This is a genomic window from Methylobacterium sp. 1A (genome assembly GCF_058072805.1).
The window spans coordinates 723,584-741,536 of the sequence record NZ_JBYQVE010000001.1; the positions used below are offsets into that span (position 1 = coordinate 723,584).

The 17,953-nt window shown below is 69.8% G+C and carries 17 protein-coding genes; 2 read left to right on the forward strand and 15 right to left on the reverse strand.

Translation table 11 applies throughout. The annotated features are described in order from the left end of the window. Nucleotides 1–5: 5 nt before the first annotated feature. The 11 genes from ACX9MN_RS03530 to ACX9MN_RS03580 all read right to left on the reverse strand — a co-directional run bounded on the left by ACX9MN_RS03530 (nucleotide 6) and on the right by ACX9MN_RS03580 (nucleotide 12,259). The gene (locus ACX9MN_RS03530; RefSeq protein ID WP_020091775.1) at nucleotides 6–1,292 is read right to left on the reverse strand and encodes a cytochrome b; all 1,287 of its coding nucleotides are present in this window, start codon (nucleotides 1,290–1,292) and stop codon (nucleotides 6–8) included. Between the two features lie 13 nt (nucleotides 1,293–1,305). Next, complete coding sequence (gene petA / locus ACX9MN_RS03535) at nucleotides 1,306–1,890, reverse strand: ubiquinol-cytochrome c reductase iron-sulfur subunit (protein ID WP_489723700.1); 585 nt, start codon at nucleotides 1,888–1,890, stop codon at nucleotides 1,306–1,308. A 182-nt stretch (nucleotides 1,891–2,072) separates the two neighbouring features. Further along, nucleotides 2,073–3,938, reverse strand: a complete 1,866-nt coding sequence (locus tag ACX9MN_RS03540; protein WP_489723701.1) for an ABC transporter ATP-binding protein — start codon at nucleotides 3,936–3,938, stop codon at nucleotides 2,073–2,075. 88 nt (nucleotides 3,939–4,026) lie between these two features. Next, the gene (locus ACX9MN_RS03545; protein ID WP_056521266.1) at nucleotides 4,027–4,614 is read right to left on the reverse strand and encodes a protease inhibitor Inh/omp19 family protein; all 588 of its coding nucleotides are present in this window, start codon (nucleotides 4,612–4,614) and stop codon (nucleotides 4,027–4,029) included. Nucleotides 4,615–4,785: 171 nt separating this feature from the next. Then, nucleotides 4,786–5,610, reverse strand: a complete 825-nt coding sequence (locus ACX9MN_RS03550) for a succinate dehydrogenase iron-sulfur subunit (RefSeq protein WP_024831121.1) — start codon at nucleotides 5,608–5,610, stop codon at nucleotides 4,786–4,788. Between the two features lie 85 nt (nucleotides 5,611–5,695). Next, nucleotides 5,696–7,513 (reverse strand): succinate dehydrogenase flavoprotein subunit, encoded by a 1,818-nt coding sequence (gene sdhA / locus ACX9MN_RS03555; protein WP_056521268.1) that lies wholly within the window; start codon nucleotides 7,511–7,513, stop codon nucleotides 5,696–5,698. 31 nt (nucleotides 7,514–7,544) lie between these two features. Beyond that, entirely contained in the window at nucleotides 7,545–7,964 is a 420-nt protein-coding gene (gene sdhD, locus ACX9MN_RS03560) for a succinate dehydrogenase, hydrophobic membrane anchor protein (RefSeq protein ID WP_042674306.1), read from the reverse strand. Between the two features lie 10 nt (nucleotides 7,965–7,974). Further along, nucleotides 7,975–8,376 (reverse strand): succinate dehydrogenase, cytochrome b556 subunit, encoded by a 402-nt coding sequence (gene sdhC, locus ACX9MN_RS03565; RefSeq protein ID WP_026604731.1) that lies wholly within the window; start codon nucleotides 8,374–8,376, stop codon nucleotides 7,975–7,977. Between the two features lie 129 nt (nucleotides 8,377–8,505). Beyond that, complete coding sequence (locus tag ACX9MN_RS03570; protein WP_489723702.1) at nucleotides 8,506–9,807, reverse strand: SLC13 family permease; 1,302 nt, start codon at nucleotides 9,805–9,807, stop codon at nucleotides 8,506–8,508. A 224-nt stretch (nucleotides 9,808–10,031) separates the two neighbouring features. After that, nucleotides 10,032–10,610: a hypothetical protein gene (locus ACX9MN_RS03575; RefSeq protein WP_489723703.1), complete on the reverse strand. Its 579-nt coding sequence runs from the start codon at nucleotides 10,608–10,610 to the stop codon at nucleotides 10,032–10,034. A 155-nt stretch (nucleotides 10,611–10,765) separates the two neighbouring features. Then, on the reverse strand, nucleotides 10,766–12,259 hold the full coding sequence (locus ACX9MN_RS03580; protein ID WP_489723704.1) for an AMP nucleosidase: 1,494 nt from the start codon (nucleotides 12,257–12,259) through the stop codon (nucleotides 10,766–10,768). A gap of 125 nt (nucleotides 12,260–12,384) precedes the next feature. Here ACX9MN_RS03580 and tsaA point away from each other — a divergent pair, with 125 nt between their 5' ends. Further along, nucleotides 12,385–12,894, forward strand: coding sequence for a tRNA (N6-threonylcarbamoyladenosine(37)-N6)-methyltransferase TrmO (tsaA, locus tag ACX9MN_RS03585; protein ID WP_489725205.1), 510 nt, complete (start codon nucleotides 12,385–12,387; stop codon nucleotides 12,892–12,894). Beyond that, entirely contained in the window at nucleotides 12,891–13,583 is a 693-nt protein-coding gene (locus ACX9MN_RS03590) for an SGNH/GDSL hydrolase family protein (protein WP_091978058.1), read from the forward strand. The genes tsaA and ACX9MN_RS03590 overlap by 4 nt, the downstream gene beginning before the upstream one ends. A gap of 130 nt (nucleotides 13,584–13,713) precedes the next feature. On the opposite strand, the gene guaA is transcribed toward ACX9MN_RS03590, so the two are convergent. From guaA to ACX9MN_RS03610, 4 genes are all read right to left on the reverse strand, one after another. After that, nucleotides 13,714–15,270, reverse strand: a complete 1,557-nt coding sequence (gene guaA, locus ACX9MN_RS03595) for a glutamine-hydrolyzing GMP synthase (RefSeq protein WP_012317458.1) — start codon at nucleotides 15,268–15,270, stop codon at nucleotides 13,714–13,716. Nucleotides 15,271–15,457: 187 nt separating this feature from the next. Beyond that, nucleotides 15,458–15,877, reverse strand: a complete 420-nt coding sequence (locus tag ACX9MN_RS03600; RefSeq protein WP_020091761.1) for a hypothetical protein — start codon at nucleotides 15,875–15,877, stop codon at nucleotides 15,458–15,460. After that, on the reverse strand, nucleotides 15,874–16,266 hold the full coding sequence (locus ACX9MN_RS03605) for a hypothetical protein (protein WP_489723705.1): 393 nt from the start codon (nucleotides 16,264–16,266) through the stop codon (nucleotides 15,874–15,876). Before ACX9MN_RS03605 ends, ACX9MN_RS03600 begins: the two co-directional genes overlap by 4 nt. 239 nt (nucleotides 16,267–16,505) lie before the next feature. Then, nucleotides 16,506–17,873, reverse strand: coding sequence for an NTP/NDP exchange transporter (locus ACX9MN_RS03610; protein WP_020091759.1), 1,368 nt, complete (start codon nucleotides 17,871–17,873; stop codon nucleotides 16,506–16,508). Nucleotides 17,874–17,953 lie beyond the last annotated feature (80 nt).

Here is a 17,953-nt window from a genome sequence, read left to right on the forward strand (position 1 = left end):
GCCCGTCAGCCTTTGGTGGTCGGAGCGGCGGCGGCGCCCGCCGGCATGCCGGATCCGGTCACCTGCTTGCCCGGTCCGGTCACGCTCTCGAGGATCGAGCCCGGCAACTTCTTCGGCGTCTCGAACAGGCCGCAGAGCGGCATGACGATCAGGAAGTGCGCGAAGTAGTAGGCGGTGCAGACCTGGGCGGCGAGCACGTAGCCGCCCTCCGGGGGCTGCGAGCCGAGCCAGCCGAGGAGGAGGGTCGCGCCGATGAACACCCAGAAGAACTGGCGGTAGATCGGCCGGTAGTTGCACGACCGGATCCGCGACGTGTCGAGCCACGGCGCGAACGCCAGGATGATCACCGCCGAGAACATCAGGATGACGCCGCCGAGCTTGCTCGGGACCGCGCGCAGGATCGCGTAGAACGGCAGGAAGTACCATTCCGGCACGATGTGCGCGGGCGTCACCGCCGGGTTCGCCTGGATGTAGTTGTCGGCGTGGCCGAGATAGTTCGGCTGGTAGAACAGGAACCACGCGAACAGGATCATGAACACGCAGGTCGCGAACACGTCCTTGACCGTCGCGTAGGGCGTGAACGGCACCGCGTCCTTGCCCGACTTGATCGGGATGCCGGCCGGGTTGTTCTGCCCGGTGACGTGCAAGGCCCAGACGTGCAGCACGACCACGCCGGCAATCATCCACGGCAGCAGGTAGTGCAGCGAGAAGAAGCGGTTCACGGTCGGGTTGCCCACCGAGTAGCCGCCCCACAGCAGGGTCTGAATCGTGTCGCCGACCACTGGGATCGCCGCCAGGATGTTGGTGATGACGGTCGCGCCCCAGAAGCTCATCTGGCCCCACGGCAGCGTGTAGCCGAGGAAGGCGGTCGCCATCATCAAGAGGTAGATGACGACGCCGAGGATGTAGAGCACCTCGCGCGGCGCCTTGTACGACCCGTAATAGAGGGCGCGGAACATGTGCACGTAGACGGCCACGAAGAACATCGAGGCACCGTTGGCGTGCGCGTAGCGCAGCAGCCAGCCGTAGTTCACGTCGCGCATGATCTTCTCGACGGAGGTAAAGGCACCTGTCGCCGAGGGCTCGTAGTGCATCGCCAGCCAGATGCCGGTGACGATCTGGATTCCCAGGAAGGCGGCGAGGATCGCCCCGAAGGTCCAGAAGTAGTTGAGGTTCCGCGGAACCGGGTAGGCGATGAAGGACGAGTGCACCAGCCCGGCAATGGGCAGGCGCGCCTCGAACCATTTGGCCACGCGGCTCTTCGGGACGTAGGTGCTGGCTGTTCCGCTCATGCTTCCGTCCTCCTCAGGCCGCTTCCTTGCCGCCTTCGCCGATCCGGATCTTGGTATCGGTCTGGAAGGCGTAGGGCGGGATCGGCAGGTTGATGGGCGCCGGTCCGTGGCGCACGCGACCCACCGCGTCGAATTGCGAGCCGTGGCACGGGCAGGCCCAGCCCTCGAAATTGCCCTGGTGGCCGATCGGCACGCAGCCGAGATGCGTGCAGTTGCCGTAGACCACCAGCCAGTGGTCGTGGCCATTCTTGACCCGCGTCGGGAAGGCGGCCGGGTCGATCATGGCCGAGAGCGGGACCGCCTTCATGTCGGTCACTTCCTTGGCGGTCAGCTTGCGCACGAAGATCAGCTTGCCGCGCCAGAAGACGTTGATGATCTGACCGTCCTGGATCGGTGTCAGGTCGACCTCGATCGGCGCGCCGGCGGCGATCGTGTCGGCGTCGGGCGCCATGGAGGAGATCAGCGGCCAGACGACGGCTCCCGCCCCGACCGCCAACCCGGCGCCCGTCGCCAGGAACAGAAAGTCACGGCGGCTGCCCTCATGACCAGAGCCCGCGGCAGCGGCGGCTGATGTGTTCGCCAAGGTTCGGAACTCCATGCGTCGGCGTCAGGGCCGCAGGTGCCCTCGTCCCGGCTCGTCCCGGGAACAAAGCATTATGGTTCTAATCTGAGCAATGAGACCGTCTGCCGCCCCCGAGTCAAGCCGCAGTGTGCGGCGCGGCGATAAGGTCGCCCCTCGATCGTAGCGGTATGTTGCCGGCAATCTCGCTCCTCCGACGCTCAGGCGACGGCGCTGTCGTACCGGGCCGTCCCGTCGTCGAGAAAACCGCCCGACTGCCGCGACCACAGCCCGGCATAGACGCCGCCGGCGGCGACCAGTTCGGCGTGAGTCCCCTCCTCGATGATCCGGCCGCGGTCGATCACGACCAGCCGGTCGAGGGCCGCGATCGTCGACAGGCGGTGCGCGATGGCCAGCACGGTCTTGCCAGCCATCAGCGTGTCGAGGGATTCCTGGATCGCCGCCTCGACCTGGCTGTCGAGCGCCGAGGTCGCCTCGTCGAGAATCAGGATCGGCACGTCCTTCAGCATGACGCGGGCGATGGCGATGCGCTGGCGCTGGCCCCCGGACAGCTTGACGCCGCGCTCGCCGACCTGGGCATCGTAGCCGCGCCGGCCCTTGTGGTCGACGAGATCGGCGATGAACGTGTCCGCGTGGGCGAGCCGCGCGGCCCGCTCGATCTCCGCCTGGGTGGCGCCGGGGCGGCCGTAGGCGATGTTGTCGCGGATGGAGCGGTGCAGCAGGGAGGTGTCCTGGCTGACCATCGCGATGGCCTCGCGCAGGGATCGTTGCGTCACCGTCGCGATGTCCTGGCCGTCCACCAGGATCCGCCCGCTCTCCACGTCGTAGAGCCGCAGGAGGAGGCCCGCCAGGGTCGACTTGCCGGCGCCGCTGACGCCGACCAGCCCGACCTTCTCGCCCGGACGGATCGTCAGGGAGAAATCCTCGATGACGGTGGCGTCGCCACGCCCGTAGTGGAAGCCGACCTCCTCGAACCGGATCTCGCCGCCGGTGACGGCGAGCGTCCGCGCGTCCGGCGCGTCGACGAGGGCGTGCGGCCGGGCCATCGTCTGCATGCTCTCCTGGACCACGCCGACATTCTCGAAGACGCCGCGCACGGTCTGCATGACCCAGCCCGACATGGCGATGAGCCGCAGCACCAGGGCGAGCCCCGCCGACGCCTCGCCGGTCGTCATGCCGCCGTCGCGCCACAGCACGAGGCAGGCCGCGCCGGTCGCGATCAGGAGCCCGCTGTTGAGCAGGCCGAGGAGGCTTGTCGTCAGGGTGACCAGCCGGAACTGGTGGAGATAGGCGGCGGTGTGGACTTCCACGGCGTCCTGCACCGCGGCCCGCTCCTCGCGGTCGCGGGCGAAGAGCTTCACCGTCAGAATGTTGGTGTAGCTGTCGACGATGCGGCCGATCAGCGTCGAGCGGGTGTCGGCGGTCTTGTGCGAGCGCGCGCGGGCCCGGGGCACGAACCACGCGGTCAGGGCCGCGTAGGCGGCGATCCAGAGGAGCACCGGGACGGCGAGCCACGGCGAGATCGCGCTGAACAGCCCGACCGCGGTGATCGCGTAGATCGCCACGTACAGGAGCGTGTCGATGAAGACGACGGCGAGTTCCCGCACCGCCGGGCCCACCTGGACGACGCGGTTGGCGAGTCGTCCCGAGAAGTCGCCCTGGAAATACGAGAGCGCGTGCCCGAGGGTGTAGAGATGCGCCCGCCAGCGGATCTGGCTGGTCGATTGCGGCACGACGAGCTGGTTGGACAGCACCTCGTGGGCCCAGATCGACAGCGGTCGCACCACGGCGATCAGCAGGACCACCAGCCCCAGCTCGACCGCGTGGTCCGACAGCACCGTCGCCCGGTCGGCCGAGCCGAGCAGGTCGATGAACCAGCGCATCACGAGGTAGAGGGAGGCCTCGACCGTGCCGGCGATCACCGCGATGACGAACAGCGCCGCCAGGGCGGCGCGGATCGGGCGCAGGTAGAACCAGGCGAAGCCGAGCACCGACCGCGGCGGCATCCGCGCCTCGTCGAAGGGCGCGAAGGGGTCGACGCGGCGTTCAAGCCAATCGAGGAACATGTTGATGGGGGCGTGACGCGGCGGGAGCCCCTCATGTAAGCGCCTCCCGCCGCGCGCCAACCGCGCGGCGTGGTCGCGCCGCCCGGCCTCAGCGGTTCAGGGCGAGGGCCGCGCCGGACTTGGTGAGGGCGCCTTCCAGGCCGCCGCCGCCCTGGCGCAGCCGCGCCGCCACCGAGCCGCCCGGCTGGTAGAGGTAGACCTCGCCGTCGCGGAAGTCCCAGGCCGAGACCCGCGCGAGATCCTTGTTGGCGCAGCCCGAGGCCGTCGCCCGGTAGAGGTCGAGGGCCGGGGTGCTCGAGAGCGTGACCTTGCAGTTCGCACCGGTCGCGTCCCGCGCATCCCAGCTTCCGACCACCGATGAGCGGCCGCCCGTGGCGACCGGCGGCGGCGGCGCCGGCGGGGCGACCGGCTCGGCGATCACGGTGGGGCCGCCGGCGGGCGGCGCGGCCGCCTGGGCACCGGGCGGGGGCGGCGCGTCGGGGCTCGCCGCGACGCCGGGCGGCGGCGCCAGCGGGGCCGCCGTCACCGTGCCCGACGGCATGGCCGGCACCGTGTCCAGGGACGCCTGGGGCGACGGCCCCCGGGTGCGCGGCCCGTCGAGGCGGCTGGAGGCGCAGGCGCCGAGGCTGGCGGCCAGACAGAGAACGGCGAACGTCGACAGGCTCGGGCGCAGCATCGGTCCACTTCGGGTCAGGATTCACGGCGCGGAGGCGCTTCGATCCTGACTCCGTGGCAATTGCGCTGTCCGCAAGGCAGCCCTCTCAGCCCGGACCAACTCTGCTGCGGAGAGCCGGCCTTTTCGGACGGGTGTGGCCCTGAGGCCTCAACACCCGACTCGACTGCACGATCAGAGCGTGCGCTCGACCATCATCTTCTTGATCTCGGCGATGGCCTTCGCCGGGTTCAGGCTCTTCGGGCACGTGTTGGCGCAGTTCATGATCGTGTGGCAGCGGTACAGCCGGAACGGGTCGTGCAGCCCGTCGAGGCGGTGGCCCGTGTTCTCGTCGCGCGAGTCGATCAGCCAGCGATAGGCCTGCAGCAGGGCCGCCGGGCCGAGGAACTTGTCGCCGTTCCACCAGTAGCTCGGGCACGACGTGGTGCAGCACGCGCACAGGATGCACTCGTAGAGGCCGTCGAGGCGGGAGCGGTCCTCCGGCGTCTGGCGCCACTCCTTCTCGGGCGCGGGCGTCTCGGTCTGGAGCCAGGGCTCGATGGCGGCGTGCTGGGCGTAGAAATTCGTCAGGTCCGGCACGAGATCCTTGAGGACCGGCATGTGCGGCAGCGGGTAGATCCGGATCGCACCGTCCTTGTCCTTGCGGGTCATCACCGGCAGGGCGTTGTCGGGGCTCTTGCACTCGTCGATGCCCATCGTGCAGGCGAGCGCGTTCTGCCCCTCGATGTTCATCGCGCAGGAGCCGCAGATGCCCTCGCGGCAGGAGCGGCGGAAGACCAGCGTCGAGTCGACCTTGTTCTTGATCCACAGCAGCGCGTCGAGGACCATCGGGCCGCAATCCTCGCGGTCGACCTGATAGGTGTCGATCCGCGGGTTGGCCCCGTCATCCGGGTTCCAGCGGTAGATCTTGAAGGTCTGCAGGTTCCTGGCGCCGGGCGGGGCCGGCCAGGACTTGCCCTGGGTGATCTGGGAATTCTTCGGAAGGTTGAACTGAGCCATGGTTCTCGACGGCTTCCGCTGGAGCAGGACGCGGCGGCCGGAGGGGTGAGGCCCCGCCGCCGCAGTCGTTGTGCAGAGTTGCAGATCAGTACACGCGCGCCTTGGGCTCGATGTACTGGATCTCGTTGGACATCGTGTAGGTGTGGACCGGGCGGTAATCGATGACCACCTGGTGCTGGCCCTCGTCGAGCCAGGACAGCGTGTGCTTCATCCAGTCCTTGTCGTCGCGGTCCGGGAAGTCCTCGCGCGCATGGGCACCGCGGGATTCCGTGCGGTTGGCGGCCGATTCCATCGTCACCACCGCCTGGCCGATCAGGTTGTCGAACTCCAGAGTCTCCAGGAGGTCGGTGTTCCAGACCAGCGACCGGTCGGTGATCTTCACGTCGGCGGCGGCGTTCCAGACCTTGTGGATCAGGCCCTTGCCCTCCTCCAGCACCTCGCCGGTGCGGAACACGGCGCAGTTGTTCTGCATCGTCTTCTGCATCTCGGCACGGAGCTCCGCGGTGGGGGTCGAGCCGTTGGCGTAGCGGAACCGGTCGAGACGCTCGAGGGCCTTGTCGGTCGCGCCCTTGGGCAACTCCATGGCCCGGCCGTTCGGCTCGACGATCTCGGCGCAGCGCTTGCCGGCGGCGCGGCCGAAGACCACGAGGTCGATCAGCGAGTTCGAGCCGAGGCGATTGGCGCCGTGGACGGAGACGCAGGCCGCCTCGCCGATCGCCATCAGCCCCGGGACCACCGTGTCGGGGTTGCCGTCGCGCAGCGTCAGCACCTCGCCGTGATAGTTCGTGGGGATGCCGCCCATGTTGTAGTGGACGGTCGGGATGACCGGGATCGGCTCCTTGGTCACGTCGACGCCCGCGAAGATCCGCGCGGATTCCGAGATGCCCGGCAGGCGCTCGTGCAGGATCTTCGGGTCCAGGTGGTCGAGGTGCAGGTAGATGTGGTCCTTGTTCTTGCCGACGCCGCGGCCGTCGCGGATCTCCATGGTCATGGAGCGCGAGACCACGTCGCGCGAGGCGAGGTCCTTCGCCGACGGCGCGTAGCGCTCCATGAAGCGCTCGCCCTCGGAATTGGTGAGATAGCCGCCCTCGCCGCGGGAGCCTTCGGTGATCAGGCAGCCCGCGCCGTAGATGCCGGTCGGGTGGAACTGCACGAACTCCATGTCCTGCAGCGGCAGGCCGGCGCGCAGCACCATGGCGTTGCCGTCGCCCGTGCAGGTATGGGCGGAGGTCGCCGAGAAGTAGGCGCGGCCGTAGCCGCCGGTCGCCAGGATGGTCATCTGGGCGCGGAAGCGGTGGATCTCGCCGGTGGCCTGATCGAGGGCGATGACGCCGCGGCAGCGGCCCTCGTCGTCCATGATCAGGTCGAGGGCGAAGTACTCGATGAAGAAATCGGTCTGGTTCTTCACCGCCTGCCCGTAGAGGGTGTGCAGCATCGCGTGGCCGGTCCGGTCGGCCGCCGCGCAGGTGCGCTGGGCGGTGCCCTTGCCGTAATCGGTCGTCATGCCGCCGAATGGGCGCTGGTAGATCTTGCCCTCCTCCGTGCGGGAGAACGGTACGCCCCAGTGCTCCAGCTCGTAGACGGCGGCGGGCGCGTTGCGCACGAGGTACTCGATGGCGTCCTGGTCGCCGAGCCAGTCCGATCCCTTCACGGTGTCGTACATGTGCCAGCGCCAGTCGTCCGGGCCCATGTTGCCCAGCGAGGCCGAGATGCCGCCCTGCGCCGCCACCGTGTGCGAGCGCGTCGGGAACACCTTGGTGATGCAGGCGGTGCGCAGGCCCGCTTCCGAGCAGCCCACCGTGGCGCGCAGTCCTGCGCCGCCCGCGCCGACGATCACGACGTCGAAGGCGTGATCGTGGATGGTGTAGGCAGGCCCGCTGCCGTTTGTGCCGTTGGCGGCCATGTTCGGCTCCTCGAGATCGATGTTGGCGGGGTCAGGCCGGCTGTCCGAAGCCGATGCGCAGGACCGCGTAGAGGCAGGCGACGGCCACGACGACCGCGTAGGCGTTGTTGGCGAACACCGCCGCGATCTTCGTCGCCGGCGCGTGCACGTAGTCCTCGATGATCACCTGCATGCCGAGGCGCATGTGGACCGTGACCGACAGTAGCGCCAGGATCAGGAGGATCGACACCAGAGGGGTCGCGACGAGGAGCCGCGCCTCCGGGTAGCCGCGGCCCGCCATCTTGGCGATGATCACCACGAAGCTCAGCATCAGCACGACGTTGGCGACGGCGGTCAGCCGCTGCAGCCACCAGTGCCCGGCGCCGTGATGGGAGACGCCGAGGCCGCGTACGCGGGCGCGCGGCGTGCGGATCGAGACGCGCGTGTCCTGCCGGACCTCTTCCTTAGCCATGTCGTCCTCCTCAGCGGACCAGAAGGGCGACCGCCCAGATGACGAGGGTGAGAGCCACCGAGCCGATCAGCGTCAGCCGGGCCATCGAGAGGCGCTTCTCCCGGTCGAAGCCGACGCCGGTGTCCCAGATCAGGTGCCGGATGCCGCCGAGCATGTGGTGCATCAGGATCCACGTGTAGACGAACAGGATCAGGCGCCCGAAGATCGAGCCGAAGAACCCGGCCACGTAAGAGTAGCCGGCCGGTCCCGAGGCCAGAGCCACGAGCCAGATCGCGACGAGAGCAGTCCCGCCGTAGAGCGCGGTGCCGGTGATGCGGTGGAACACCGACATCGCCATCGTCCAGGTCCAGCGATAGATCTGGAGATGCGGCGACATGGGCTGAGCCACTGTCGGGCGGGCGGTGGGTGCCATCGTGTTGAAGCCTCGCAGCTGCGAACTGGACCGTCTCTAATCTGGTAGCGCTAGAGCCTGAGCGGGCAACCCGCAATCCGTCATGGTGCGGCGCAATGTGCCCTCTGGGGCGACACTTTGCCGATTCTGTCACTTCAGCTGTCCCAGGAGGCGCCACCACGCGTAGTCGAGCGGCGCCGCCACGAGGAGCGACAGGAAACCGAAGCTCAGGGTGAGCCGGGTCGCGTCCCGGAGACGGACCCGCCCCAGCTCGCTGGCGAACACGATCGGGGGCGCCTGATAGGGGAAGAACAGGGTCGAGTAGCCGATCACCTGCAGCGAGACGACCGCGAAGGATGACAGGCCGCTCGCCTCCGACATCTCGCCCGCGAGCGCCGTGTACAGGGCCGGGGCGCCGTTGGCAGTGACGAGGAGGGTAAGCACCGTGGCGATGCCGGTGAGCACCGCGAAGTTCTGCGTCGGCGCGTCGTGCGCCAGGGGGGCGACGGTCAGCAGCAGATGGCCGAGGCGCTTGCCGAGCCCGGTCTCGTTGACGAGGGCGACGAGGCCGAGCAGCGCCGCGATGTAGAAGCAGGTCCGCAGGTTCACCTGTTGGAACGCCTCCGGCGGCAGGACCCCGATCCGCGGCAGCAGGCAGACGACCGCGGCGGCGAGGCCGACCCAGGCGGGGGCAAGGCCGTGGAGGCTGTCGGTCATCCAGAGGATCAGCGTGCAGGCGAGGATCACCGCGAGGCGCCGCTCGGGCGCGGACAGCGGGGGCAGATCTGGCAGGGCCGGAGCGGCGGAGCCGAGGTTGTCCGGGAACAGCCGGACGATGAGGCCGACGAGCAGCACGCCCTTCACCAGCGCCAGGACCGGGGCATGCAGAAGGAAGTAAGAGAGGTACGACAGGTGTAGGCCGAGCAGGTGCTCGGCCGAGCCGGCCATCACGAGGTTCGGGACGTTGGCGGGCAGGATCGCCGCAGAGAGGATCGGGGTGGCGAGGCCGACGGCCAGGACCGCACCCGTCCGCCCCGGGCGCCCGGCCGCGAGGCCGAAGGCGTCGCAGAGTGCGAGGGTGACGGGGATCATCAGGGCAATGCGGCCCAGATTCGACGGCATGACGAAGGCGATGAGGAAGCTCAGCGTCACCAGCCCAGCGATGAAGCGGCCGTAGGAGCCGGAGAGCCGCAGGGCGAGGGTGCGCGCCATCCGGGCGCCCAGGCCGGTCCGGGTCATGCCCTGCCCCACTACCATGCCGGACAGGACCAGCCAGAACGCGGAGGATGAGAAGCCCGAGAACACCGTCGCGGCCGAGCCGAGACGCAGCAGCATCGCCAGTCCGAAGAAGGCGAGTGCCGTGACGAACTCGGGCAGCAGCGCGGTCGCCCACAGGCCCATGCACAGCACGAGCAGCCCCGCCGTCGCCGCAATCAGTCCCTCGCCGCTCACCGCGATCGTCCCCGCACCACGCTACGCCGGAAGCGGCATCCTCATCGGATTGGAACGGTTCGCAATTCGGGACTTGTTGAGCGAGCCTTCGCCTGCGGCGAAGGCTGTGGATCCGGTGGGCCGATCTGGCCCAGGGGTCCTCACGACATTGCCCGACCGAAGGCCGGCCGGGCGTCGCGCGGTTTCGAGGATGCGCCGCGGGGACGAGACCCGCGCCGCCTGACTCAGTAGCCGTAGCCGTAGTAGCCGTTGCAGGCAGCCGGGTCGTAGGCGCCGTAGCCGTAAGTGTAGGCGCAATTGTCGTAGCCGTAGTCGAGACCGCCCAGGCCGTAACCGACGCCGAGGCCGAGCCCGAGGCCGGCGAGTCCGTAGCCGACGCCGCGTCCGTAGCGGTGGCCGTAATAGCCGCGGTTGACGAAGCCGCGACCGGCGATCCCGCGGTTCCCGACCCCGCCGAACCGGCCGGCCTGGTTATATCCGCCGGCCTGCAGGCCGCCGGTCCGGACGCCGCCGACGCCGGCCACGCCGAGCCCGGCCCCGCGGAAGCCGCCGCCCAGTCCGCCGACCCGCGCCCCGCCGACGCCGTTCTGGAAGGCGCCGCCGCCGAAGCCGCCGTTCCGGAACGCCCCGCCGCCGACACTGCCGCCGCGGAAGCCGCCGCCGAAACCGCCACCGTGGAAGCCGCCCCCGCCAAATCCACCGCCGTGGAAGCCACCGCCGCCGAAGCCGCGGGCATCGGCGACGGTCGGCGCGAGCGCGACGGCCGTCAGGAGGGCGGTGGAGACGAGTGCGATACGAGTCATGGGAAAGCTCAGCCTGATGTGTGGTGCTTTAACCACTCAACCCGGCTCTAAGGCGGCTGTATCCAAGCTTGAGTATGACCGATGGCGTGGCAGTCGGTCGCTGAGTTGGCGATATGTACGTCGGGCTCGAACGTCACCCTGGACTTCACGAAGTCTCACCGGAAGGGCGGTTCATCGAAACTGCGCAGCTTGCGCGAGTGGAGACCTTGCCGATCGGCCCGAAGAACGTCGAGGGCCGCCAGCCCGACCCGGAGGTGCTCCGAGACGGCCCGATCGTAGAAGGCGTTGGCGGCACCCGGCAGCTTGATCTCGCCGTGGAGCGGCTTGTCTGAGACGCAGAGCAGCGCGCCGTAGGGAACGCGCAGGCGGAAGCCCTGGGCGGCGACCGTGCCGCTCTCCATGTCCACCGCGACCGCGCGGGACTGGTTGATCCGACGCCGCTCCTGGCTGAAGCGCAGTTCCCAGTTGCGATCGTCGTAGGTCACCACCGTGCCGGTGCGCAGGCGCCGCTTGAGCGCGTCAGCCTGCTCGCCCGTCACCGCGGCGGCGGCGTCCTGAAGGGCGACCTGCACCTCGGCGAGGGCCGGCACCGGCACGTCCGGCGGCACGAGCTCGTCGAGGATACGGTCGCGGCGGAGGTAGGCGTGCGCCAGCACGTAGTCGCCGATGGTCTGCGACTGCCGCAGGCCGCCGCAATGGCCGACCATCAGCCAGCAATCCGGGCGCAGCACCGCGAGGTGGTCGGTGATCGTCTTCGCGTTCGAGGGGCCGACGCCGATATTGACCAGCGTCGTGCCCTGCTGGGTCCCGTCGGAATCGCGCGCCACCAAGTGGTAGGCCGGCATCTGATGGCGATGCCAGGGCGAGGCGGCGATCACAGCGGCCGGGTCTGCATCGGCCACCTCGGCACGGGTCACGGACACGCCACCCGGCAGGACCAGCCGCTCGAACCCCTCCGCGCCCGAGGCGAGCCGCTCCAAGCCGTGGCGGACGAACTGGTCGACGTAGCGGTGATAGTTGGTGAGCAGGATCCAGGGCTGGACGTCGCGCCAGTCGCAGCCGGTGTAATGGACGAGGCGCCGGAGCGAGTAATCGACCCGAACCGCGTCGAACAGCGCCAGGGGCAGCGGCTCGCCAGGGATCTGGTCGAACAGCCCGTCCGCGATCTCGTCGCCCACGAGCGACAGGAGCGGCACCGGGAAGTAGGTGGCGAGGTCCGCGCCGTCGACGGTCCGCCCGCGCGCGTCCAGCCCGGCCTCCAGCACGTAGGGATAGGGAATCTCCTGCGCGCTGAGACCGACCTCGAGGGCGATGCCGTAGTCGGCGATCAGCGGCTCCAGCTGGCGGGTCAGGTACGTCCGGAAGAATCCCGGATGCGTGATTGTGGTGGCGTAGGTGCCGGCGGCCTGGAGCTTGGCGGTGGCGCGCCGGACCCGGGGCAGCGGCCCGTCCGGGCGGTAGCTGATCCGCAGTTCCGGGTAGCGGAAGGCGAGACGCTCCGTGGCGTCCGGCGGCGGCCCGCCGGCGAGGTAGCGCTCCAGCGCGATCCGCAGGGCGCCGGCCGCGTCGTCGTAGAGCTCGACCAGCCGGTCGATGGCGGTCGCGGCATCCGCCACCGCCTGCATCGGCCGCAATTCCCGCTCGATCATGTCGCCTCCGTTCCTCCTGCCGGATCTACACCCCGCGCCATCCGGGGGCGAGATGCAGGGTTGCGAGCCGCGGACACATGGCCGACAAGCCGGCCGGCGCGGAGCGCGGCGGCGAGGACGCGGGCATGGACAGGGGGCTGGACGCAGATGAGTTCGGGACCCGTCCCGGTGAAGAGAGGGCCGCCCTGCCCGCGACCTTCGACGCGGGCCTCCACTTCATCGGCCGGCTGCGCACGCCCTGGCAGGCGCGGTCCGACTGTCCGAAGAACGGCCAGCAGGCCGACGCAATCTGCACCGTCGAGGTCGATCCGGCCTACGCCCCCGGCCTGCGCAACGTCACGGGCTGCACGCACCTGATCCTCCTCTACTGGATGGACCGGGCGACCCGCGGCCTCGTGATCCAGCGGCCGCGCCACGCCGACGGCCCCAGGGGCACGTTCTCCCTGCGCTCGCCCGCCCGTCCCAACCCGATCGCCCTGTCGGTCGTGGAACTGCTCGGCCGCGTCGGCGACACGCTCCGCGTGCGCGGGCTCGACTGCCTAGACGGCACGCCGCTCCTCGACATCAAGCCCTACTACGCCTCGACGGACGCGCGGCCCGACGCCCGGGTCGACCGGGCCGGGGCCGAGCCGTGAAGCGCGTCGTTTCCCTCGTTCTCGGCGGGCTCGCCCTCCTGGCGATCGGCGGCTTCGCCGGGTGGCGCCTGCACCGGCCGGGGGCCGACGCACGGGCCTACGCGGAGATGCGCCTGATCGCCGTGCAGGTCAGCCTCGACGAGGCGCCGCCGGACTACGTGTTCTGGGCCGGCGATTCCCAGGTGGAGCTGCAGCCCGGGAGCCAGCGGCCCTGCGGGCTCGATTTCCTCAACGGCGGGATCAGCGGCGCGACCGCGGGCAGCTACGCGGACTACCTCGCGCGCCTGACCTTCAAGGTGCAGCCGCGGCTCGCGGTCCTGACCATCGGGACCAACGACATCCTGGTGAAGAACAACCCGCAGCTGCACAAGCCGACGGAGCAGTTCGAGGCCGCCACCGAGACGATCGTCAAGCGGCTGCAGACCCTCAGCCCGCGCGTCGTGGTGACCGCCCTCCCCCCGGTCGGTCGCGAGATCGGCAAGCTGGTCGATGCCGGCGCGGTCGCGGATTACTCGCGCCGGTTGCAAAACCTCTGCGGGCGGCTCGGCTGCGTCTTCACGGATCCGTTCGCCGCCCTGCGCGACGGCGATACGGGTTACGCCAAGCCCGGCGCCCTGCGCGACGGGCTGCACCTCGCGGCGTTCCGGCCGGCGCTGAAGGCGGTCGAGCCGGCGCTCTGCACCCCGTGAGGATCGGCGCCGCGTCATCGCGAGCGGAGCGAAGCAATCCAGGAGCGCGACACGGATCGAAGCGTCACGTTGCCCTGGGTCGCTTAGCTCCGCTCGCGATGACGGCGCGGGAATCGGGCCGGACGCCGGCTCACTCCCACTCGATCGTGCCGGGCGGCTTCGAGGTGATGTCGTAGGTCACCCGGTTGATGCCCTTCACCTCGTTGATGATCCGGGTCGCGACCCGGCCCAGGAAGGCCATGTCGAACGGGTAGAAGTCGGCTGTCATGCCGTCGACCGAGGTGACGGCGCGCAGCGCGCAGACGTGGTCGTAGGTGCGCCCGTCGCCCATCACGCCGACGGTCTTCACCGGCAGGATCACCGCGAAGGCCTGCCAGATCGTGTCGTAGAGGCCGGCCTGCCGGATCTCGTCGAGGTAGATCGCGTCGGCCTTGCGCAGGGCCTCCAGCTTCTCGCCGGTGATCGTGCCGGGGCAGCGGATCGCCAGGCCCGGGCCCGGGAACGGGTGGCGGCCGACGAAGCCCTCGGGCAGGCCGAGCTCCTTGCCGAGCACCCGGACCTCGTCCTTGAAAAGCTCGCGCAGCGGCTCCACGAGCTTCATGTTCATGCGCTCGGGCAGGCCGCCGACATTGTGGTGGCTCTTGATCGTCACGGACGGGCCGCCGGTGAACGACACGCTCTCAATCACGTCGGGGTAGAGCGTGCCCTGCGCGAGGAACTTCGCCCCGCCGATCTTCTTCGATTCGGCCTCGAAAACGTCGATGAACAGGCGGCCGATCGTCTTGCGCTTGATTTCCGGGTCGCTGACGCCCTCCAGAGCCGCGAGGAACATCCCCGACGCCTCCACGTGGACCAGCGGGATGTTGTAGTGGTCGCGGAACAGTGCCACGACCTGCTCGGCCTCGCCGAGGCGCAGGAGCCCGTGGTCGACGAACACGCAGGTCAGCTGATCGCCGATCGCCTCGTGGATCAGCACCGCCGCCACGGCCGAATCGACGCCGCCCGAAAGGCCGCAGATCACCTTCTCGGAGCCGACCTGCTCGCGGATCTTGGCGATGGCCTCTTCGCGGTAGGCGCCCATGGTCCAGTCGCCCGAGCAGCCCGCGACATCGCGCACGAAGTTGCGGATCAGCAGGGCGCCGTGGGGCGTGTGCGCCACCTCCGGGTGGAACTGGACCGCGTAGTAGTTGCGCGCCTCGTCGGCCACCGCCGCGAAGGGCGCGTTCCTAGAGATCGCCACGGTGGTGAAGCCGTCCGGCAGCTTGGTGACGCGATCACCGTGGCTCATCCAGACCGGGTACTTCTCGCCCTTGTGCCAGACGCCCTTGAACAGCGGGCAGTCGGCCAGGATCTCGACCTCGGCGCGGCCGAACTCCGCGTGGTGGCCGCCCTCGACGGCGCCGCCGAGCTGGGCCGCCATGGTCTGCTGGCCGTAGCAGATGCCGAAGACCGGGACGCCCGAATCGAACACAAGCTGGGGCGCGCGGGGCGAGGCCTCGACGGTCACCGATTCGGGGCCGCCGGAGAGGATCACGCCCTTGGGCTTCTGCTCGCGGAACGCGGCCTCGGCCTTCGTGAAGGGCACGATCTCGCAGTAGACGCCCTCCTCGCGCACCCGGCGGGCGATGAGCTGCGTCACCTGAGAGCCGAAATCGACGATCAGGATCTTGTCGTGGTCGGTGTTCATCGCGGGCGATTATCCGAAGCCCGCGGCGCGTGCAACGCACAAGTCCGGATTGTCCGGCCTTCCGACGTCCCGTCACCGACGGAATGCTTGACCCGGCCGTCAGGTCCCGCGCGTCGCCGTCGCCCCGTCGGTGCCGGCGCGGCCAGCCGCGCGCGGCGGTCTCGGCTGGCCCGACGCGCGCCAGTTCTCAGTCGAAGTTGCGGACCTTGGCCGAGCCACCGAGGCTGATCGCGGGCTTCGCGGCGGCGCCGGCGAGGCTCACCTTCTTCTGGCCGGGCGGGGTCTTGGCGCGCAGCTGCGGGGCGGGCTCGGGCGTCGGTCGCGACGGCTTCAAGTGCGCCTGGCCGTGGATCACCGAGCCGATCTCCCCCGCCACGCGGATCAGGTCGTCGCGCTCGCAGGAGCGGGCGACCTTCAGCCCGAGCTTGTGCATGTGGCTCTTGCCGTAGAGGTAGGCAGCGAGCTGCGCGCGCTTCAGCGGCGGGATCTGCTCCAGGATCAGCGGCAGGTCGAAGTCGTCGGCCCGGTACACGGAGCCCAGAACCTCGAGGGTCACCGGGCAATCGACTTCGGGCTCGGCGCCGCTGGTCGGATGCGCTTGCGTCATGGATGCCTCTCGGAGGTCGATGGATCGGGACCGGGCTCGGATGCCCCGGAGCCGGGGTCGAGTTCAACCCCTATCGGAACGGTGAGGTTCGCAATCCTGTCCTGCGCGGGTCCTGTCGTCGGTGGCGGGACCGGTTCGGGCTTCCAGGCGCCCAGGCAGCCGGTGCAGACCGATTCGATCACCGCGCGGGCATGGGCCTGCCGGCGGGCCCAGAGCATCTCCCGGGCGAGGCGCGCCGCCTCGGCGTCCGGCAGCGGGCGGATGCGGATGAAGAGCGGCTCCTGCGCGGCGACGGGTGCCGGTGTCAGGGCGAGGAGCCCGAGCAGCGCCATCGCGGGATCGGCGGCACGCCACCGGCGCCGCGGCGCCGACCATGCGGGTCCCGCCATGTCACTCTCCCGCCCGGAACGAGCGCGATACCTCACCCGTCAGGGTAAACCGCCTCTTAACGGCCGCCGCGGCCGCGCGGAACTTCACCTCGGGAAGCCGGTAGAACCAGGGGGGACCGAGCGGGAGACGGCTTGATGCCTCAGATGTTCGACTGGATCTTCTTCGCGATCATGCTGCCGTTCCCGGCCTATCTGGTCTGGGACTTCATGCGGCATCGATAGGCGGGGCGAAACGGCGCTCACCCTCCGGGCGAAGCGGCCGCACGGCCGACCGGCGCGGTCCGTTCGGGCTCGATGCCCGGCTCCGCCGCCTGCTCGGCCCGCCGCCGCTCCTGCGCGCGCCCGAGCCAGACGCTGTTCACGAGCCACGCCATCGACAGCGGGATCGCGGCGCCGGCCACGCTGGCGCTGCCGAGCCCCATGCCCTGGATGCCGGTGAACGACCACGCGCCGACCTGATCGCCCAACCGGTAGACCACCGTGTCGATGAAGCTCTTCGCCTTGTAGCGGTCCTCCCGGGGGACGACGGTGAACAGCACCTCGCGCACCGGCCGGGCGATCGCGAAGTTCCCGGCCCGGCGGAGCACCTGGAACGCCACGATGACGCCGATCGTCGGCCAGAGCGCGAGCGCCGCGAAGCCGAGGATGCTGAAGGCCGGGAGGATCGCCAGCGTGAGGGCGACGCCGATTCGGTTCACGATCCGGCCCGTGAGGAACAGCTGGATGCCCAGCGTGAGGACGTTCACCGCGAGGTCGACGCTGGCGAAGAACGCCGTCTGCGCGCCGCGGTCCGGGAAGCTCCGCTTCGCGATGCCCGCCTGCTCGAAGTACAGGAACGTCGAGGTCACCGAGAACAGCAGCAGGAACAGCGAGATGTTGAGCAGGTAGGGCGACGCGAGAGTCCGGGTGACGCCGGCGAGCACGCTTCCGCCGATCGTCCGGTCCTGCCCGTCCTCGGCGCCCCCGTCGCGGCCCGGCACCTCGTGCAGCTGCGTCGACAGCGCGGCGAGCCCGCGCATGCAGAACACCGCGACCTCGAGGAGCACCACCGCGCACAGCATCAGGCCCCAGGTCGGGACGTTCTTGGCCAGGATCGCCGTGGTCGCCGAGCCCGCGATGGCGCCGAGCGTCGCGCCGGCCGCGATGAAGCCGAACAGCCGCTTGCCCTGGGCGTTCGAGAACACGTCGACGATCGTCGCCCAGAAGATCGAGACCACGAACAGGTTGAAGATCGACAGCCAGACGAAGAACACCCGGCCGATCCACACGCCCCACTCGGCAGGCGCGAGGTAGAGCGTCAGCGCGAAGGCCAGGATGTTGGCCGCGAAGAACCGATAGGTGATCGGCACGAACCGCGCCCGCGGCATCCGTTTCACCAAGTAGGCGAAGGGCAGGTTGAGGGCGAGCATCCCCACGAGGGTGGCGGTGAACAGCCAGGGCAGGTTCTCGATGCCGCCGGCGACGCCCATCTGGTCCCGGATCGGGCGCAGCACGTAGTAGGCGGCCAAGATCGAGAAGATGTAGGCCCACGACCAGGCCAGCGCCCGGCCCTCGCCGGGCTGAACGTCGATCAGGCGCGCGAGCGTGCCGCGGGCGGGTTCAGGCATGGGCCGATCTCACCGGAATGGGCTTCTTCCCCGGACGGGCCTCCCTCGGGGAAGGCTCGGTCGGACCCCTCGCCGTTGCG

Bases quoted from the DNA above. Each gene is read 5' to 3' on its own strand.
- ACX9MN_RS03530 (WP_020091775.1), bottom strand. From the start codon at position 1,292: ATGAGCGGAACAGCCAGCACCTACGTCCCGAAGAGCCGCGTGGCCAAA.
- petA (WP_489723700.1), bottom strand. From the start codon at position 1,890: ATGGAGTTCCGAACCTTGGCGAACACATCAGCCGCCGCTGCCGCGGGC.
- ACX9MN_RS03540 (WP_489723701.1), bottom strand. From the start codon at position 3,938: ATGTTCCTCGATTGGCTTGAACGCCGCGTCGACCCCTTCGCGCCCTTC.
- ACX9MN_RS03545 (WP_056521266.1), bottom strand. From the start codon at position 4,614: ATGCTGCGCCCGAGCCTGTCGACGTTCGCCGTTCTCTGTCTGGCCGCC.
- ACX9MN_RS03550 (WP_024831121.1), bottom strand. From the start codon at position 5,610: ATGGCTCAGTTCAACCTTCCGAAGAATTCCCAGATCACCCAGGGCAAG.
- sdhA (WP_056521268.1), bottom strand. From the start codon at position 7,513: ATGGCCGCCAACGGCACAAACGGCAGCGGGCCTGCCTACACCATCCAC.
- sdhD (WP_042674306.1), bottom strand. From the start codon at position 7,964: ATGGCTAAGGAAGAGGTCCGGCAGGACACGCGCGTCTCGATCCGCACG.
- sdhC (WP_026604731.1), bottom strand. From the start codon at position 8,376: ATGGCACCCACCGCCCGCCCGACAGTGGCTCAGCCCATGTCGCCGCAT.
- ACX9MN_RS03575 (WP_489723703.1), bottom strand. From the start codon at position 10,610: ATGACTCGTATCGCACTCGTCTCCACCGCCCTCCTGACGGCCGTCGCG.
- ACX9MN_RS03580 (WP_489723704.1), bottom strand. From the start codon at position 12,259: ATGATCGAGCGGGAATTGCGGCCGATGCAGGCGGTGGCGGATGCCGCG.
- tsaA (WP_489725205.1), top strand. From the start codon at position 12,385: ATGGACAGGGGGCTGGACGCAGATGAGTTCGGGACCCGTCCCGGTGAA.
- guaA (WP_012317458.1), bottom strand. From the start codon at position 15,270: ATGAACACCGACCACGACAAGATCCTGATCGTCGATTTCGGCTCTCAG.
- ACX9MN_RS03600 (WP_020091761.1), bottom strand. From the start codon at position 15,877: ATGACGCAAGCGCATCCGACCAGCGGCGCCGAGCCCGAAGTCGATTGC.
- ACX9MN_RS03605 (WP_489723705.1), bottom strand. From the start codon at position 16,266: ATGGCGGGACCCGCATGGTCGGCGCCGCGGCGCCGGTGGCGTGCCGCC.
- ACX9MN_RS03610 (WP_020091759.1), bottom strand. From the start codon at position 17,873: ATGCCTGAACCCGCCCGCGGCACGCTCGCGCGCCTGATCGACGTTCAG.